Consider the following 15,937-nt stretch of genomic DNA (forward strand, 5'->3'; position numbering starts at 1 on the left):
ACTATGCTCGGCTCCGCATCGCCCACGTCCCCACTCTGGAGCACCCCATGGCCCTCAGGATCACCGTGATCGGCACCGGCTATCTCGGCGCGACGCATGCCGCCGCCATGGCGGAGCTGGGCTTCGAGGTGCTGGGGCTCGACGTGGTGCCGGAGAAGATCGCGAAGCTGGAGCGGGGCGAGGCCCCCATGTTCGAGCCCGGCCTGGAGGAGCTGCTGCGCAAGCACGTCGCCGGGATAGAGGGCTCCAGCGGGCGGCTGCGCTTCACCATGGACTGGGCCGAGGTCGGCGCCTTCGGCGACGTGCACTTCCTGTGCATCAACACCCCGCAGAAGCACGGCGAGTACGCCTGCGACATGTCCTACGTCGAGTCCGCCTTCGCCTCCCTCGCCCCGCACCTGACCGAGCGCGCGCTGGTCGTCGGCAAGTCGACCGTGCCGGTGGGGTCGGCCGACCGGCTGGCCCGCTACCTCGCCGAGCACGCCCCCGCCGGGGAGAACGCCGAGCTGGCCTGGAACCCGGAGTTCCTGCGCGAGGGCTTCGCCGTCGAGGACACCCTGCGGCCGGACCGGATCGTGGCCGGTGTGCGCAGCGAGCGGGCCGAGAAGCTGCTGCGCGAGGTGTACGCCACCCCCATCGCCCAGGGCACGCCGTTCGTCGTGACGGACTTCGCGACGGCCGAACTGGTGAAGACCTCCGCGAACTCCTTCCTGGCCACCAAGATCTCCTTCATCAACGCGATGGCGGAGATGTGCGAGGCCTCCGGCGGCGACGTGGCCAAGCTGGCCGAGGCCATCGGCTACGACGACCGGATCGGGAAGAAGTTCCTGCGGGCCGGCATCGGGTTCGGCGGCGGCTGCCTGCCCAAGGACATCCGGGCGTTCATGGCGCGCGCCGGTGAGCTGGGCGCCGACCAGGCGCTGACGTTCCTGCGGGAGATCGACTCGATCAACATGCGCCAGCGCGGGCAGATGGTGGAGCTGGCCCGGCAGGCGCTGGGCGGCGGCCCGTTCCTGGGCAAGCGGGTCGCGGTGCTCGGCGCGACGTTCAAGCCGGACTCGGACGACGTACGCGACTCCCCCGCTCTGAACGTCGCGGGGCAGATCCACCTCCAGGGCGGCCAGGTGACCGTCTACGACCCCAAGGGCATGGACAACGCCCGCAAGGTCTTCCCCACCCTCGGGTACGCGGAGTCGGCCACCGAGGCGGTGCGGGGCGCGGACGTGGTGCTGCATCTGACGGAGTGGCGGGAGTTCCGCGAGCTGGACCCGGCGGCGCTCGGCGAGGTGGCCACGGCCCGGGTGATCCTGGACGGGCGCAACGCCCTCGACCCGGCGCTGTGGCGCAAGGCCGGGTGGACGTACCGGGCGATGGGCCGGCCCACCGCGTAGCCGACGGGCGGACGACGCCGGTTCGGCCGAGGCTCAGTCGGCCGAACCGGCGTCTTGTTGCATTCTGCACCACCGGTGCGGGCGGTGACCGGGGAACTACCTGGCCCGGTAGCGGCGCATCTTCGCGCGGGCCCCGCAGACCTGCATCGAGCACCAGCGGCCGCGTCCGGCGGGGCTGCGGTCGTAGTACGCCCAGTGGCAGGTGTCGGCCTCGCAGGCCTTCAGCCGCAGCCAGGTGCCCGCGACGAGCGCTTCGGCGACGGCGGCGGCGACCCGGGAGAGCAGCGGGCCCGGGTCGGCGGGGACGAGGGCGGCGGCGCCGTCGGCGGCGTCCACCGTGACCCGCAGCGGGGCGGACGCCAGCAGGTCGTCCAGGGCCGTGACGCGGGTGTGCGGCGGGTGCCCGGCGTGGGCGAGCAGTGCCGCGCGCAGGGACTCCCGCAGTGCGCGCGCGGCCGGCACCTCGTCCGGGGTGAGCCCGAAGCGCGCCCGGCCGTCGTCGGTGTCGAGGGCGTCGGTGCCCGACGCGATGTCCAGCGTGTTGACCAGGGACTCGACCAGTGCGAGACCCCCCGGCGCGGCCGATCTCTCCGTCATGGCTGCACGCTACCTCCGCGATTCCCCTTGCGACGTTACCCCCAATGGGGAAGTATGCGGTAACGGTTACTCCTTGACCGCATCTACAGGTAACGCTGGAGGAAGTCATGGCCATCGCGAAGCTGGGCGCCGTCGTCCTGGACTGTCCCGACCCGCGCGCGCTCGCCGGTTTCTACGCCGAGATCCTGGGCGGCACGATCGAGGGGGAGGGCGACTGGGTGGACCTCACGACCCCCGACGCCCGGGCACTGGCCTTCCAGGCCTCCCCCGGCTTCGTCGCCCCGGAGTGGCCCTCGCCGGACCGCTCGCAGCAGTTCCACCTCGACCTGACCGTCGAGGACCTGGACACGGCCGAGGCCGGCGTCCTGGCGCTCGGCGCCAAGCCGCTGGACGCGGACGACCGTTCGCGCACCTTCCGTGTGTACGCCGACCCGGCAGGGCACCCGTTCTGCCTCTGTGCCTGCTGATCAGGAGGACACCATGGCCGTGGCCCGTTTCCGTTCCGTCGTGATCGACTGCCCCGACCCGCACGCGCTGGCCGACTTCTACGCGCAGATCGTCGGCGGCACCCCGCGGGCCGATGACGACGACTGGGTCGTCCTGCGGGTCCCGGACGGCCCGCGGCTCGCCTTCCAGCGGGCGGAGGGCCTCACCGCGCCCGAGTGGCCGCGCGCGGACCGCAACTCGCAGCAGTTCCACCTCGACCTCGACGCCGGTGCGACGTGGGAGGAGATGGACGCGGCGCACGAGCGGGTGCTGGCCCTGGGGGCGACACCGCTGGACCTGGAGGACCGCAAGGAGAAGGACTTCCAGGTGTACGCCGATCCGGCGGGGCATCCGTTCTGCCTCTGCCGGATCGACGAGCCGTAGGACCTGCGCCCCTCACCCGTCCAGGTCGGCGATCTTCGCCGTCGACGGCTCGCGGCGCTGCTGGGCGGCGCGGGCCGTGAAGTCGGCGTTGCGCAACACGCGCTGGACGTTGCCCCAGGTCAGCAGGGCCAGGTCGGGTTCGGACCAGCCGCGGTGCAGCAGCTCGGCGATCAGCAGCGGGTAGCAGGAGGCGTCGGCCAGGTCCTGCGGGTGGGCGCTGCCGGCGTCGTAGGTGCCGGACAGGCCGACGCACTCGGGACCGGCGATCTCCCGGACGTGGTCGAGGTGGTCGGCGACGTCCCGGACCGACGGCCCGGCCTGCTCCGCCGTCAGCGGCACCATGCACAGGCCCCTGGCGGCGCCGAGCTCGGCGAGCAGGTCGTCGGGGAGGTTGGCCGGGTGCGGGCGCAGGGCGCGGGCGGCCGAACGGGTGAACAGCACCGGCGCCTTGGAGACCGCGAAGGCGCGCCGGACGGTGTCGGCGGAGGCGCCGGAGAGGTCGGCGAGCACGCCGAGCCGGTTCATCTCCCGCACGACCTCCTCCCCGAACCGGGTCAGGCCGGCCTCGCTCGCCCAGGACGCGCCGGTCAGCGTGAGGACACGCAGCCCGAGGGAGTGCAGGGAGCGCAGGATGCCGAGGGAGTCGCCGAGGGCGGCGGCACCGGCGGGGCCGAGCAGGACGGCGATCCGGCCGCAGTTGCGGGCGTCGGTGACCTGCCCGGCGGCGCCGGCGAGGCGCAGGCCCTCGGGGTGGGCGTGGACGACCGTCTTGACCAGGTCGAGCTGCTCCATGGTGGCCCCCACGGCCCGGTCGCCGGCCAGCCCCTCCGGCAGGTGCAGCGACCAGAACAGCGCGCCGACGTGCCCTTCGCGCAGCCGCGGCACGTCGGTGTCCACGGAGCTCTCGCCGAGCTCCAGGTCGTACCAGGGCAGGTGTCTGAGGGCCCACGGCAGCCCGCTGTAGCCGTCGGCGACGGGATGCGCGGCGAGGATGGCGTGGGCGCGCTCCAGCGGAGCGCCGTCCGGGTCGGAGACGGGGGTGTACGGCTCCGCGGTCTCGAAGGGGTCCGGCAGGCCGTCGAGCCCGCCGACCTCGGTCGTCGTGTCCAGGTCGTGCTGGAGATCTGCCATGGCGGGCTCCGTACGTCGTGATCGTCCCGAAGGATCCCGAAGATGTACGGTCACCGTCGCACGGAGCCGGTGGGGCTTCCTGGTGGGTGGGGCGTTCGGGGGTCGGCCGGTCCAGCGACCCCCGCCGCCGCACCGCGTCAGCCGTCCAGTTCCCCGATCGTCGCGTTCGACGGTCCCCGCGTCCCCTGGAGCTCGCGCGCCACGTCCTCCGCGGCACCCAGCACGCGGACCGCGTTCTGCCAGGTCAGCTTGGCCAGGTCGGACCTGGACCAGCCGCGGTCGAGGAGCTCGGCGATCAGGTTCGGGTAGCCGGAGACGTCGTTCAGGCCGTCCGGGGTGAAGGCCGTGCCGTCGTAGTCGCCGCCGATGCCGAGATGGTCGACGCCCGCGACCTCGCGCATGTGGTCCAGGTGGTCGGCGACGGTCGAGACCGTGGCGACCGGGCGCGGATTGCGCTCCTCGAAGGCCCGGTGGATCTTCATCGCCTCCGGGCTGGTGTCGAGGTGGTGCAGGCCGTGGGCGCGCATGTTCTCGTCGGCCGCGGCCGTCCAGTCGACGGCGGCCTGGAGCACGAACTTCGGCACGAAGGTCACCATCGCCATGCCGCCGTTGCCGGGGAGGCGTTCCAGGACGTCGTCCGGGATGTTGCGGGGGTGGTCGCACACGGCCCGCGAGGAGGAGTGGGAGAAGATCACCGGCGCGCTCGTGGCGTCCAGCGCGTCCCGCATGGTCGTCACCGCGACGTGCGAGAGGTCGACGAGCATGCCGAGCCGGTTCATCTCCCGCACGACCTCACGGCCGAAGGCGGACAGCCCGCCGACGTTCGGCTCGTCGGTCGCCGAGTCCGCCCAGTCGTTGTTGTCGTTGTGGGTGAGCGTCATGTAGCGCACGCCGAGCGCGTACAGCCCCCGCAGCGTGCCGAGGGAGTTGGCGATCGAGTGGCCGCCCTCCGCGCCCATCAGGGAGGCGATACGGCCCTCCCGCCGGGCCGCCTCCATGTCCGCGGCGGTCAGCACGGGCGCCAGCTCCGCCGGGTGGCGGGCCAGCAGCTGCCGTACGCAGTCGATCTGTTCCAGCGTCGCCGGCACCGCGTCCGGCAGGTCCGAGCGCACGTACACCGACCAGTACTGCGCGCCGACCCCGCCCTCGCGCAGGCGCGGGATGTCGGTGTGCAGATGCGCGTTCTGGTGTACGGCGATGTCGCGGGCGGCGAGGTCGTAGCGGACCTGCTCGCGCAGGGCCCAGGGCAGGTCGTTGTGGCCGTCGACGACCGGGAACTCGCCGAGGAGTTCCCGGGCCTGCTCCAGTGAGCTCACGGGCGTCACTTCCCGAAGCCGAAGCCGCCGCCGTTGCCCTCGGCCTTGGCGCGCAGGCGCTTGCCCTTCTCGGTGGCCTGGTCGTTCAGGTCCTGCTGGAAGTCGCGCATCTTCTGCAGCAGCTCCTCGTCGTGGGCGGCGAGGATGCGGGCCGCGAGCAGCCCGGCGTTGCGGGCGCCGGCGACGGAGACGGTCGCCACGGGGACGCCGGCCGGCATCTGCACGATCGACAGCAGGGAGTCCATGCCGTCGAGGTACTTCAGCGGCACGGGCACGCCGACGACCGGCAGCGGGGTGACGGAGGCGAGCATGCCGGGCAGGTGGGCCGCGCCGCCGGCACCCGCGATGATCACCTTCAGGCCCCGCTCGGCCGCCTGCTCGCCGTACGTGATCATCTCGCGCGGCATGCGGTGCGCGGAGACGACGTCGACCTCGTACTCGATCTCGAACTCGTCCAGGGCCTTGGCGGCGGCCTCCATGACCGGCCAGTCGCTGTCCGAACCCATGACGATGCCTACAACGGGGCTCATTCGGTGATCGTGCCTCTCAGGTAGCCGGCTGCGTGACGCGCGCGCTCGAGAACGTCGTCCAGGTCGTCGCCGTAGGTGTTGACGTGGCCGACCTTGCGGCCCGGCTTCACGTCCTTGCCGTACATGTGGATCTTCAGCTGGGGATCGCGGGCCATGCAGTGCAGGTACGCGGAGTACATGTCCGGGTAGTCGCCGCCGAGGACGTTGACCATGACCGTCCACTTGGCGCGCGGGCGCGGGTCGCCGAGCGGCAGGTCGAGGACGGCGCGGACGTGGTTGGCGAACTGCGAGGTGATCGCGCCGTCCTGGCTCCAGTGGCCCGAGTTGTGCGGGCGCATCGCCAGTTCGTTGACCAGGACGCGGCCGTCGCGGGTCTGGAACAGCTCGACGGCGAGGTGGCCGACGACGCCGAGCTCCTTGGCGATGGTCAGGGCCATCCCCTCGGCCTGGAGCGCGAGGGCCTCGTCGAGGTCGGGGGCGGGCGCGATGACCGTGTCGCAGACGCCGCCCACCTGCTGGGACTCCACCACCGGATAGGCGACGGCCTGGCCGTGCGGGGAGCGGACGACGTTGGCGGCGAGCTCGCGGACGTAGTCGACCTTCTCCTCGGCCAGCACGGGGACGCCGGCGCGGAACGGGTCTTCGGCCTCCTCCGCGCTGTCCACGACCCACACGCCCTTGCCGTCGTAGCCGCCGCGGACGGTCTTGAGGACGACGGGGAAACCGTCGCCCTCGGCGGCGAAGGCCGCCACGTCCTGCGGATCGCTCACGATCCTGTGCCGCGGGCACGGGATGCCGAGCGCGTCGAGTCTCGCGCGCATCACGCCCTTGTCCTGGGCGTGCACGAGCGCCTCGGGGCCGGGGCGCACGGGGATGCCGTCCGCCTCCAGGGCCCGCAGGTGCTCGGTGGGCACGTGCTCGTGATCGAAGGTGATCACGTCACAGCCCTGCGCGAAGGCACGCAGCGTGTCCAGGTCGCGGTAGTCGCCGACGACGACATCGCCGACGACCTGGGCCGCGGAGTCCTGGGGAGTGTCACTGAGGAGCTTGAACCTGATGCCGAGCGGGATGCCTGACTCGTGTGTCATACGAGCGAGCTGGCCTCCGCCGACCATGCCGACTACCGGGAACGTCACGCCCCTAGGGTATCGGCCGCGGCGCGGGGACCGATTTCCGGCCTTTCCCAGGGGCTCTTACCGGGCTCTTCCCGGACTTTTCCCTCGCCTCCCCCGCTCTTGGCGACCTCTTTCCGACCTGTTTCCGACCTGTGAGCTCATGCGCGGGCGATCGTCACAGGCGGTGGTTAGCATGGCTGGGTTGGCGAAAACGACGAAAAACGACGGTGATACCGACCGGATGGGAGCCTCAAGGACCATGGAACAGGGTTCCTCCGGGCTGCGAAGGCTCACTCAGGAGATCGCCAAGTTCGGGGCGGTGGGTGCGCTCGGCACCGTGGTGAACTTCGGCGTCTCCAACCTGCTGTGGCATGTGACCAGCCTGCAGGCGGTCCGCGCCAACGTGATCGCGACCGTCGTCGCCATCGGCGTCAACTACCTGGGCTTCCGCTACTTCACCTACCGTGACCGCGACAAGAGCGCCCGGACCAGGGAACTGACGCTCTTCCTGGCGTTCAGCCTGGTCGGCCTGGTGATCGAGAACGGCGTGCTGTACACCGCGATCTACGGCTTCGGCTGGGACAGCTCGCTGCAGCGGAACATCTTCAAGGTCGTCGGCATCGGGCTCGGCACGCTGTTCCGGTTCTGGTCGTACCGCACGTGGGTGTTCAAGGCCCTGCCCGCCCCGGAGGCCGTGGCGGACGCGGACGCCTTTCTGGACGCCGGGTCCTCGGCCCCGCTGGGACGGCGAAAGGCCCGGCAGCGGGTCGGCTGACCCGGACTGACGAACGCCGGTCCGCTCGGCGCCCCCGCCCTCAGCGGACCGTGGGCTCCTCGTCCGTCTGGTGCCGCTTCAGGGGCGGTGTGCGGGACAGGAACAGACCGAAGACCGGCGGCTTCGTCTGGAGCATCTCCAGGCGGCCGCCGTCCGCCTCCGCGAGGTCGCGGGCCACGGCCAGGCCGATGCCCGTCGAGTTGCGGCCGCTGATGGTCCGCTCGAAGATGCGCGCGCCGAGGTCGGCCGGGACGCCCGGGCCCTCGTCGGTCACCTCCACCACCGCCTGGTTGCCGGTGACCCGGGTCCGCAGCGCCACCGTGCCCCCGCCGTGCATCAGCGAGTTCTCGATCAGTGCCGCCAGGACCTGGGCCACGGCCCCGGGGGTGCCCACGGCCTGCAGGTGCCGCTTGCCCGAGCTGACGATCGCCCGCCCCGCGCTGCGGTAGGCGGGCCGCCACTCCGCCAGCTGCTGCTGGATGACCTCGTCGAGGTCGAAGGAGACGGCGTTGCCGGCGCGCGGGTCGCGGGAGTTGGTGAGGAGACGTTCCACCACGTCCGTCAGCCGCTCGACCTGGGTCAGGGCGACGTTGGCCTCCTCCTTCACCGTGTCCGGGTCGTCGGTGAGGGTGATCTCCTCCAGCCGCATCGACAGCGCGGTGAGCGGCGTACGGAGCTGGTGGGAGGCGTCGGCGGCCAGGCGCCGTTCGGCGGTGAGCATCCGGGCGATGCGCTCGGCGGAGGAGTCCAGGACGTCCGCGACCCGGTCCAGCTCGGGGACGCCGTAGCGCTTGTGGCGCGGGCGCGGATCGCCCGAGCCCAGCCGTTCCGCGGTCTCGGCGAGGTCGGTGAGCGGGGAGGCGAGGCGGTTGGCCTGGCGGATCGCGAGGAGTACGGCGGCCACGACCGCGAGCAGCGCGACCAGGCCGATGATCAGCAGGGTCCGGCCGACCTCCCGGCTGACGGTCGAGCGGGGCTCCTCGACGACGACCGTCTCGCCCTCCTCACCGGTGGCGTGGCCCCGGATGACCTCGCCCTGGGGCTTGGTGCCGAGGGTGAAGGAGGACTGCCCGGGGATCGTGACCACGGCGTAGCGGTCGCCGGTGACCTGTCCGTGCAGCACCTGCGGGTTGACCGCTCCCGCCCCGATCAGCCGGCTGTCCACGATGCTGGCCAGCCGCTGGGCCTCGGAACTCACGCGCTCCTGGGCGCTGTTGCTGATGGTCCGCGTCTCGACGATGACGAGGGAGACGCCGAAGACGGCGATGACCACCAGCACCACGGCGAGGGTGGACTGGATGAGACGACGACGCACGAACTCCTCCGGACAGTGGCTTCAAACACCCTCTGGGCAACGCCGTGAAGGGGCGCGGGGAACTGCGCGACCAGCCCCCACGCACCGGCGTCCGCGCCACACGCCCGAGCCACGACGGCGCAACGCGCGTAGCCGGCTAACTCTTCTCGAACCGGAACCCGACACCCCGCACCGTGGCGATGTACCGCGGGTTCGCCGCGTCGTCGCCCAGCTTCTTGCGCAGCCAGGAGATGTGCATGTCGAGCGTCTTCGTGGACGACCACCAGGTGGTGTCCCACACCTCGCGCATCAACTGGTCGCGGGTGACGACCCGTCCCGCGTCCCGCACCAGCACCCGCAGCAGGTCGAACTCCTTGGCGGTCAGCTGCAGTTCCTCGTCCCCCATCCAGGCCCGGTGCGACTCGACGTCGATCCGCACGCCGTGCGTGGCCGGGGGCTGCGCCGGCTCGGCGGCGCCGCGCCGCAGCAGGGCCCGCACCCGGGCGAGCAGTTCGGCGAGCCGGAAGGGCTTGGTGACGTAGTCGTCGGCGCCCGCGTCGAGACCGACGACGGTGTCCACCTCGTCGGCCCGCGCGGTCAGGATGAGGATCGGAACGGTGTGGCCTTCGGCACGCAGTCGGCGGGCGACCTCGAGGCCGTCCATGCCGGGCAGACCGAGGTCCAGCACGACCAGGTCGACGCCGCCCTGCATTCCGGCGTCGAGCGCGGTGGGTCCGTCCTCGCGCACCTCCACCTCGTACCCCTCCCGGCGCAGTGCGCGGGCCAGCGGTTCCGAGATGGACGCGTCGTCCTCGGCGAGCAGTACACGGGTCATGAGGTGATGGTAGTCCGCTCCCGACAGGTGCTGGGGTGTGATCGGCACGCGTGATTCTTACCTTCGTCCGCACCGAAACGAACCTGTGCATCAGTGGGGTGATCTTGTAAAGGACCTTGGAAACGGGGTGTACGGTTCCGAGGTCACCTGTGATTCACGTCTCAAGTCCTTCCTTTTCCGGCACTGCTCTGCCGTATGGTGAAAAAACAACGCCTGTAGCACTGCGGGGACCTTTGGCGGCAAAGACGCCGAAGGTCTCTTTTGTGTGCGGTAACCCCCACCAGCAAGGAACGACCATGGCGTCCAGCCTGACGAAGGACTCGGTCCGCCCGGAGACCCCCGGCACCGGGAAGACCTTCTTCGGCCACCCCCGCGGACTGGCCACTTTGTTCATGACCGAGATGTGGGAGCGCTTCTCCTACTACGGCATGAAGGCCCTGCTCCCGCTGTACCTGGTGGCCCCGGGCGGCCTGCACCTGAGCGCGGCGACCGCGACCGCGATCTACTCGGTGTACCTGTCGCTCGTGTACCTGCTCGCCCTCCCCGGCGGCTGGTTCGCGGACCGGGTCCTCGGCCCCCGCAAGACCGTCGCCGTCGCCGGCGCGGTCATCATGCTCGGCCACCTCACCCTGGCCCTGCCGAGCGCCGGCACCTTCTACGCGGGCCTCGGCCTGGTGGCCATCGGCTCCGGCCTGCTCAAGGCCAACATCTCCACGATGGTCGGCCACCTCTACGACGGCCCCGAGGACCCGCGCCGGGACGGCGGCTTCACCGTCTTCTACATCGGCATCAACCTCGGCGCGTTCGCCGCGCCGCTGGTCATCGGCACCGTCGGTGAGAACGTCAACTGGCACCTGGGCTTCGCGCTCGCCGCGGTCGGCATGGCGCTGGGCCTGGCCCAGTTCCTGCTCGGCAGCCGTCACCTGGACGTCCGCTCGAACGTCGTCCCGACCCCGCTGTCGGCCGAGGAGAAGGCCAGGACGCTGCGCAAGTCGGCCTTCTGGGCCGCCGTGGCCGCCGTCTTCTACGCGGTCGTCGGCTTCTCCGGCCACTACACCCTGAACTGGCTGCTGGTCCCGATCACGATCGCCGGTCTGCTGATCCCGGTGCTGGTCATCGCCCGCATCAAGCGGGACCGGGAGCTGGACCGGGTCGAGCAGTCGAAGATGTCCGCCTACATCTGGTTCTTCGTCGCCGCTGCCGTTTTCTGGATGATCTACGACCAGGGCGGCTCCACGGTGTCGCTGTTCGCCGAGTCCTCGGCGAAGAACACGGTCTTCGGCTGGGACTTCCCGGTGTCCTGGTACCAGTCGGTCAACCCGGTCATGATCATGGCGTTCGCGCCGGTCTTCGCCTGGATGTGGCTGGCCCTGGCCCGGCGCGGCAAGGAGCCGAGCACGGCCGTGAAGTTCGCGATGGGCCTGGTGCTGATCGGCGCCTCGTTCTTCCTGTTCCTCGCGCCGCTGGGCATCGCGGACGGCGGCCACAAGGCCGCGGCCATGTGGCTGGTCGGCATCTACTTCGTGCAGACGGTGGGCGAGCTGACGCTCTCCCCGGTCGGTCTGTCGGTCACCACGAAGATGGCCCCGGCGAAGTACGCCTCGCAGATGATGGGCGTGTGGTTCCTGGCCGTGACCGCCGGTGACGCCACGACCGGCCTGCTCTCCATCGCCGGTGTCGACCTCAACAAGACGGGCATCGTGGGCCTCCAGGCGGTCCTCGCCGTCCTCGCGGGCGCCGCGGTGTGGATGTACCGCAGGAAGGTCAAGGAGCTCATGGGCGACGTGCACTGACGCACGGGCACGTGAGAGAAGAGCCACCCCGTCCTTCGGGACGGGGTGGCTCTTCTCGTTCTTGCGTCACCGGGTCCGTCGGCCCGGCATGAAGGTGAAGACCGCCGCGCCCAGCAGCACCGCCGTGCCGGCCACCAGGCCCAGGGCCTTCAGGGCGCCGTGGTCGCTCGCACCCGTCTCCGCCAGGCCGCCGCCCGACGCCGAGGACGAGGAGGACGACGTGCCGCCGGACGTCGAGGTGCCGCCCGAGGCGCCGCTCGCCTGCTGGGTCGTGTCCAGGGTCAGCGACACCGCCGTCCGGTCCGGCTTGCAGGTGGTGGTCGTGCCCAGGGCGTTGATGGTCAGGACGCCCGGGGAGAGGGTCGAGCTGCCGCTCGCGCCGGGCTTGTAGGTGCCCGTCAGGTCGGGGATCTCGATCGGGTCGCCCGACTTGATGGGCTGGGAGTTGGCCGGCCCCTCCACATGCACCGTGCCCTTGTCGGCGCCGCCGAGGACGACCTCCATGGAGGGCTTGACCGATCCCGCCGGGATGTCGGCGGGGCTGTCCATCACCGACTTCTTGAACTGCACGGTGAGACCGAAACTGCCGCCGTCCTTCTTGGCGTTGATCTGGATGGGCGAGGTCGCCTTCTTCTCGCCGATCGGGGACTGGCAGGTGTAGGGGATGTCGACCTCCTTGCCGGTGAAGTCGGTCTGGCCGTCACCGGTACCGTCGCTCGCGGACGCGGAGGCGGAGGCCGAACCGGTCGCGGTCGGCGTGTCCGTGGGGGTCGCGGAGGAGGTGGCGGTGTCCGTCGGTGTCGCCGACGTCGTCCCCCCGTCGCCCGGCGCCACCTCGATCGTGGCCGCCTTCTGCACCGTCTCCTTCGGCGTGCACTTGGTGTCCGTCGACATGGCGTTGACCGTGTACGCGTCCGGCGTCAGCGTCACCGCGCCGGCCGTCGTCAGCTTCAGGGTGCCCTTCATGTCGGAGAGGACCATGGCGCCGCCCTTGGGGATCGCCGGGTTCTCCCGCGGCCCCTGCATCGCGATGTCCGCGGCCTGCGCGCCGGCCGCCTTCAGGGTGCCCGACGGCTGGACGGAGTTGGCGGGCAGGTCGATGATGTCCGGGTTCTTGGAGGCCGCCTGGACGAACTTCCACACGACGGTCACGGTGTCGCCGACCTTCGCGGTGGCCGGCGCGGTGATCTCGACCTTGGTGGTGCCGTCGACGGGATCGATGCCGGCCGGCGGCACGCAGTGCGTCGCGAACGACACCTCCGCCGCCTGCGCGGACCCGGCGGCCAGCCCCAGCAGGGCCCCCGCGCCGCCGAGCACCAGCGCGGCGCCCGCCGCGAGCGGCCTCGCCCGTCCGGCCGGTGTGACTCTCCTTCGCTTTCTCACGTCGTTCCCTTCCTGGTGGGAGTCGTGGGACTCGTCGGACTGTCGTCGTGCGGTGCGGAGAGCCGGCCGGCCGTGTTCGGATCGGAGTCCGGGGTGAACCACGGCAGGGTCGAGGCGGTCGGGGGCGCCGCGTGGGCGCCCGGCTTCTGGTTGCCCAGGCCCGGCAGGCGCAGGGCGAGTTCGGGCAGGCGCAGCCCGCGGTGGCGCAGGCCGCCGGCGCGGCGGGGCCGCACCCGGTCCACGATCGCCATCCCGGCGCGGAACAGCGCCGCCGGGACCACCAGGCAGACCAGGACCCAGAACAGGGTCACGCCCCAGGGCCGGCCCACCCCCCAGGGCTGCTCGGCGAGGACCTTCCCGCCGTACTTCAGGGAGACGGTGTAGTCGCCGTGCGCGCCCGCGGCGAGCTCGACCGGCAGCCTGATCCTCGCCTTCTTGCCGGAGCCGAGGGTGCCGCGCCACTCCTGGTCCTCCCACTGCGGAGCGAACACCCCGTGGGAGGTGCCCACTTGGAACACCGGGTTCCTGATCGGCGAGGTGCCGACGTTGCCGACGGTGAAGACGAGGGTGCGCGAGGGCGGCGCGCCGAACCAGGTGAGCAGGCCGTCGGCACCGTCGAGCCGGGGGTCGGTCAGGATCGACAGGCGCCCGCCGGAGGGCTGGGCGGGCAGCGGTTCCACGGCGTGCCCGGCCACCCTCAGCACCGCGTCCGCCTGCGCCTTCGCGCCCTCCACGGTCGCCACGTGCACGACGCACGGGCAGGGCACCGGCGGCTCGGCGACGGGCAGTTTCCTGGTGAAGGAGCCCTTGGCGTCGGTGGTGACGGCCCGGCCGTCGCCGTTGGCACAGGAGTTGGTGCCGCCGAGCACCCCGCGCGACGGCGTGGACCGTCCGCAGACCAGCATCATCAGCAGGGCGTGCGGCCGCCAGCCACTGCCGCTGACGGTGAGCGAACCCCCGGTCCCCGCCTGGGCGGTGGAGAGCCGCACGCTCGGCCCGTCGGCCGCCGCCGTCCCCGCCGTCAGCGGCAGCAGGAGCAGCGCGAACACCGCCAGCAGCGCGGCCGTCCTCACCTTGCCGTTCACGTCACCGCTCCCGTCGACTCGACGTCCCTGTCCGGGCGTTCGGGGGCCTCCTCTGGCGGACGGCGCCCGCGCCGTCGTAGTCGTACGAGGAACAGCGCGCCCCCCGCCGTGACCGCGCCCGCCCCTCCCGCCACCCCGCCCCACGGCACGAACCGCGCCGACGCGGCGGCCGAGCCCCGCGCGCCGCCGGGTGCCGTCACCGTCAGGCGGACGTCGACCGCGTCCAGGGCGGGGTGGTCGCGCCAGGGCTCGGTGAGCCGCAGCCGGCGGCCGGGCGCGAGGCGGACCGGAAGGGTGCGCGGCACACGGTCGAGGACCGGGCCGAAAAGGCCGTCCGCGTGCACGGCGAGGGTCGGGACGAGGGTGGTCGTACCGCGGTTGACCAGGTCGTACGTGATGCGGTCGGCGTGCACGGACACCCGCTCGACGGTCAGCGCGGCCAGCTTCGGTCCGCCCGCCCGCAGCCGGAGCGCGACCGTGGCCGTGCGGCCGTCCTGGTCGCGGGCGACGATCTCGCCGCTGCGGTCGGCGCGCGCGCTCACCGTGAAGGGGACGTCGGCGCGGGTCCGGGCGGGTACACGGACGCGGCTTTGCGCGAAGACGGCCCGGACGCCCCGGACGCCGAGCCGCACGACGACCGCCCGGCCGCCGCGGTTGGTCACCGACACCGTGTCCTGGAGGACCGCCCCGGGCGCCCCCTCGGCGTAGAAGGAGGGCCGCGAGCCCCCGGCGGGCGCGAGCGACCACCCGTCCGCCGCGCTCGCGGCGGGAGCGGCCGTCAGCAGGACCAGCAACGGCAGGCCCAAGACGGCCGGAACACGGACGGGTGAGGGCATCGGGCGGCTCCAACGACGGTCCGGAGGCGACGGGCGAGGCGGTCGGCGGGTCGGCGAGGGCTGGGCGGCGTCGGGGACGGCTCTGGTGCCGTGGCCGTCGGCGAGCGCCGTACCGCCGGCCGCGGACCCGCTCAGCGGCGCGCGCGGGCCGTCTGGTTCCTGCGGGTGATCCACAGCGCGCCCGCCGCTCCGGCGAGGAGCACCGTGCCGCCGAGGGTGCCCAGGGCGATCGCGGAGTCGTCGGGTCCGGTCTGCGGGAGGGCGCCGCCGGAGTCCGAGCCGGTCGAACCGGTCGTGCCGGTGCCGCCGGAGGTGCCGCCGCCGCTCGCCGCCGTGACGTCGAGGGTCAGCGCCGGGCCCGGGTTGTTGGAGGGCGTGCACGTGGTCGTCGTACCGAGCGCCTTGATGGTGAGCACGCCCGGGGTGAAGGTCACGCTGCCCGTCTCCTTCGGTGTGTACGTCCCCGTCAGGTCGCTGATCTTGATGGGCGTGTTGGCGGGGATCGCCGCCTGGTTGGCGGGGCCGCTGACGTTCAGCGTGCCGCTGTCGGCGCCGCCCAGCTTGATGGTGGCGCTCGGGTTCATCGCCCCCTTGCCCAGCTCCACCGGGCTGGAGGAGACGCCCTTCTGCCAGGACATGGTGATCTTGTAGCCGCCGCCGCTCTTGACGCCGGTGATGTCGATGGGCGAGACGGCGCTCTTGTCGCCGATGGGCGTCTTGCACTGGTAGTTGACGTCGACGACCTTGGCCTGGGCCGCGGGGGCGGCCATCAGCACCGCCGAGCCCGCCAGGGCCGCGACGGACGCGAGCGCGGCGGTCCGATTCCGGTACGACACGATGTCCGCTCCCTCTCGGTTTCCTGACGGCACATCAGATGGGCCGTCAAGGTACGCCCGGGCCCTTGAGGAGGGAAGAGAAGATGCGCGCCGGAGTTGTGCGGATCCGGCGCGTGCGAGAGGGGTTTCGGTGGAGGCAGTGACCGTCGG

Annotated in this window: 16 protein-coding genes; 5 read left to right on the plus strand and 11 right to left on the minus strand. The window is 72.0% G+C overall.

Features of this window, described 5'->3' with window-relative positions; all coding sequences use genetic code 11:
- Positions 1-47: 47 nt before the first annotated feature.
- Complete coding sequence (locus M8J74_RS30135) at positions 48-1,391, plus strand: UDP-glucose dehydrogenase family protein (RefSeq protein WP_249839470.1); 1,344 nt, start codon at positions 48-50, stop codon at positions 1,389-1,391.
- Between the two features lie 96 nt (positions 1,392-1,487).
- Here M8J74_RS30135 and M8J74_RS30140 read toward each other — a convergent pair whose 3' ends face one another.
- Positions 1,488-1,988, minus strand: coding sequence for a CGNR zinc finger domain-containing protein (locus tag M8J74_RS30140; protein WP_249839471.1), 501 nt, complete (start codon positions 1,986-1,988; stop codon positions 1,488-1,490).
- A gap of 107 nt (positions 1,989-2,095) precedes the next feature.
- Between M8J74_RS30140 and M8J74_RS30145 the strand changes: the two genes are divergently transcribed.
- Positions 2,096-2,455: a VOC family protein gene (locus M8J74_RS30145; protein WP_249839472.1), complete on the plus strand. Its 360-nt coding sequence runs from the start codon at positions 2,096-2,098 to the stop codon at positions 2,453-2,455.
- 13 nt (positions 2,456-2,468) lie between these two features.
- Positions 2,469-2,858, plus strand: a complete 390-nt coding sequence (locus tag M8J74_RS30150; RefSeq protein WP_249839473.1) for a VOC family protein — start codon at positions 2,469-2,471, stop codon at positions 2,856-2,858.
- A 12-nt stretch (positions 2,859-2,870) separates the two neighbouring features.
- Here the strand turns inward: M8J74_RS30150 and M8J74_RS30155 are convergent, their stop codons facing one another.
- The 4 genes from M8J74_RS30155 to M8J74_RS30170 form a co-directional block, all read right to left on the minus strand.
- Positions 2,871-3,989 carry a dipeptidase gene (locus M8J74_RS30155; protein WP_058924934.1) on the minus strand — a complete coding sequence of 373 codons (1,119 nt, stop codon included), beginning with the start codon at positions 3,987-3,989 and terminating at the stop codon, positions 2,871-2,873.
- 137 nt (positions 3,990-4,126) lie between these two features.
- Positions 4,127-5,305: a dipeptidase gene (locus M8J74_RS30160; protein ID WP_249839474.1), complete on the minus strand. Its 1,179-nt coding sequence runs from the start codon at positions 5,303-5,305 to the stop codon at positions 4,127-4,129.
- Positions 5,306-5,310: 5 nt separating this feature from the next.
- A complete protein-coding gene (purE, locus tag M8J74_RS30165; RefSeq protein ID WP_249839475.1) occupies positions 5,311-5,835 on the minus strand; it encodes a 5-(carboxyamino)imidazole ribonucleotide mutase in 525 nt (174 codons plus the stop codon).
- The gene (locus M8J74_RS30170) at positions 5,832-6,971 is read right to left on the minus strand and encodes a 5-(carboxyamino)imidazole ribonucleotide synthase (RefSeq protein ID WP_249839476.1); all 1,140 of its coding nucleotides are present in this window, start codon (positions 6,969-6,971) and stop codon (positions 5,832-5,834) included. Before M8J74_RS30170 ends, purE begins: the two co-directional genes overlap by 4 nt.
- Positions 6,972-7,209: 238 nt before the next feature.
- On the opposite strand from M8J74_RS30170, the gene M8J74_RS30175 reads away from it, so the two are divergent.
- Positions 7,210-7,725 carry a GtrA family protein gene (locus M8J74_RS30175; protein WP_249839477.1) on the plus strand — a complete coding sequence of 172 codons (516 nt, stop codon included), beginning with the start codon at positions 7,210-7,212 and terminating at the stop codon, positions 7,723-7,725.
- A gap of 40 nt (positions 7,726-7,765) precedes the next feature.
- On the opposite strand, the gene M8J74_RS30180 is transcribed toward M8J74_RS30175, so the two are convergent.
- The gene (locus M8J74_RS30180; RefSeq protein ID WP_249839478.1) at positions 7,766-9,040 is read right to left on the minus strand and encodes a sensor histidine kinase; all 1,275 of its coding nucleotides are present in this window, start codon (positions 9,038-9,040) and stop codon (positions 7,766-7,768) included.
- A 136-nt stretch (positions 9,041-9,176) separates the two neighbouring features.
- The gene (locus M8J74_RS30185; protein ID WP_058928367.1) at positions 9,177-9,854 is read right to left on the minus strand and encodes a response regulator transcription factor; all 678 of its coding nucleotides are present in this window, start codon (positions 9,852-9,854) and stop codon (positions 9,177-9,179) included.
- A gap of 296 nt (positions 9,855-10,150) precedes the next feature.
- Between M8J74_RS30185 and M8J74_RS30190 the strand changes: the two genes are divergently transcribed.
- Positions 10,151-11,647, plus strand: coding sequence for an oligopeptide:H+ symporter (locus tag M8J74_RS30190; RefSeq protein WP_249839479.1), 1,497 nt, complete (start codon positions 10,151-10,153; stop codon positions 11,645-11,647).
- A gap of 66 nt (positions 11,648-11,713) precedes the next feature.
- Here M8J74_RS30190 and M8J74_RS30195 read toward each other — a convergent pair whose 3' ends face one another.
- From M8J74_RS30195 to M8J74_RS30210, 4 genes are all read right to left on the minus strand, one after another.
- The gene (locus M8J74_RS30195) at positions 11,714-12,964 is read right to left on the minus strand and encodes a hypothetical protein (RefSeq protein WP_249839491.1); all 1,251 of its coding nucleotides are present in this window, start codon (positions 12,962-12,964) and stop codon (positions 11,714-11,716) included.
- Between the two features lie 62 nt (positions 12,965-13,026).
- Complete coding sequence (locus M8J74_RS30200) at positions 13,027-14,115, minus strand: hypothetical protein (RefSeq protein ID WP_249839480.1); 1,089 nt, start codon at positions 14,113-14,115, stop codon at positions 13,027-13,029.
- Positions 14,112-14,951: a hypothetical protein gene (locus M8J74_RS30205; RefSeq protein WP_249839481.1), complete on the minus strand. Its 840-nt coding sequence runs from the start codon at positions 14,949-14,951 to the stop codon at positions 14,112-14,114. Before M8J74_RS30205 ends, M8J74_RS30200 begins: the two co-directional genes overlap by 4 nt.
- Positions 14,952-15,082: 131 nt before the next feature.
- On the minus strand, positions 15,083-15,787 hold the full coding sequence (locus tag M8J74_RS30210) for an LPXTG cell wall anchor domain-containing protein (RefSeq protein ID WP_249839482.1): 705 nt from the start codon (positions 15,785-15,787) through the stop codon (positions 15,083-15,085).
- Positions 15,788-15,937: the final 150 nt, after the last annotated feature.

The sequence above is a fragment of the Streptomyces panaciradicis genome (genome assembly GCF_023516615.1).
Lineage (GTDB): Bacteria > Actinomycetota > Actinomycetes > Streptomycetales > Streptomycetaceae > Streptomyces > Streptomyces panaciradicis.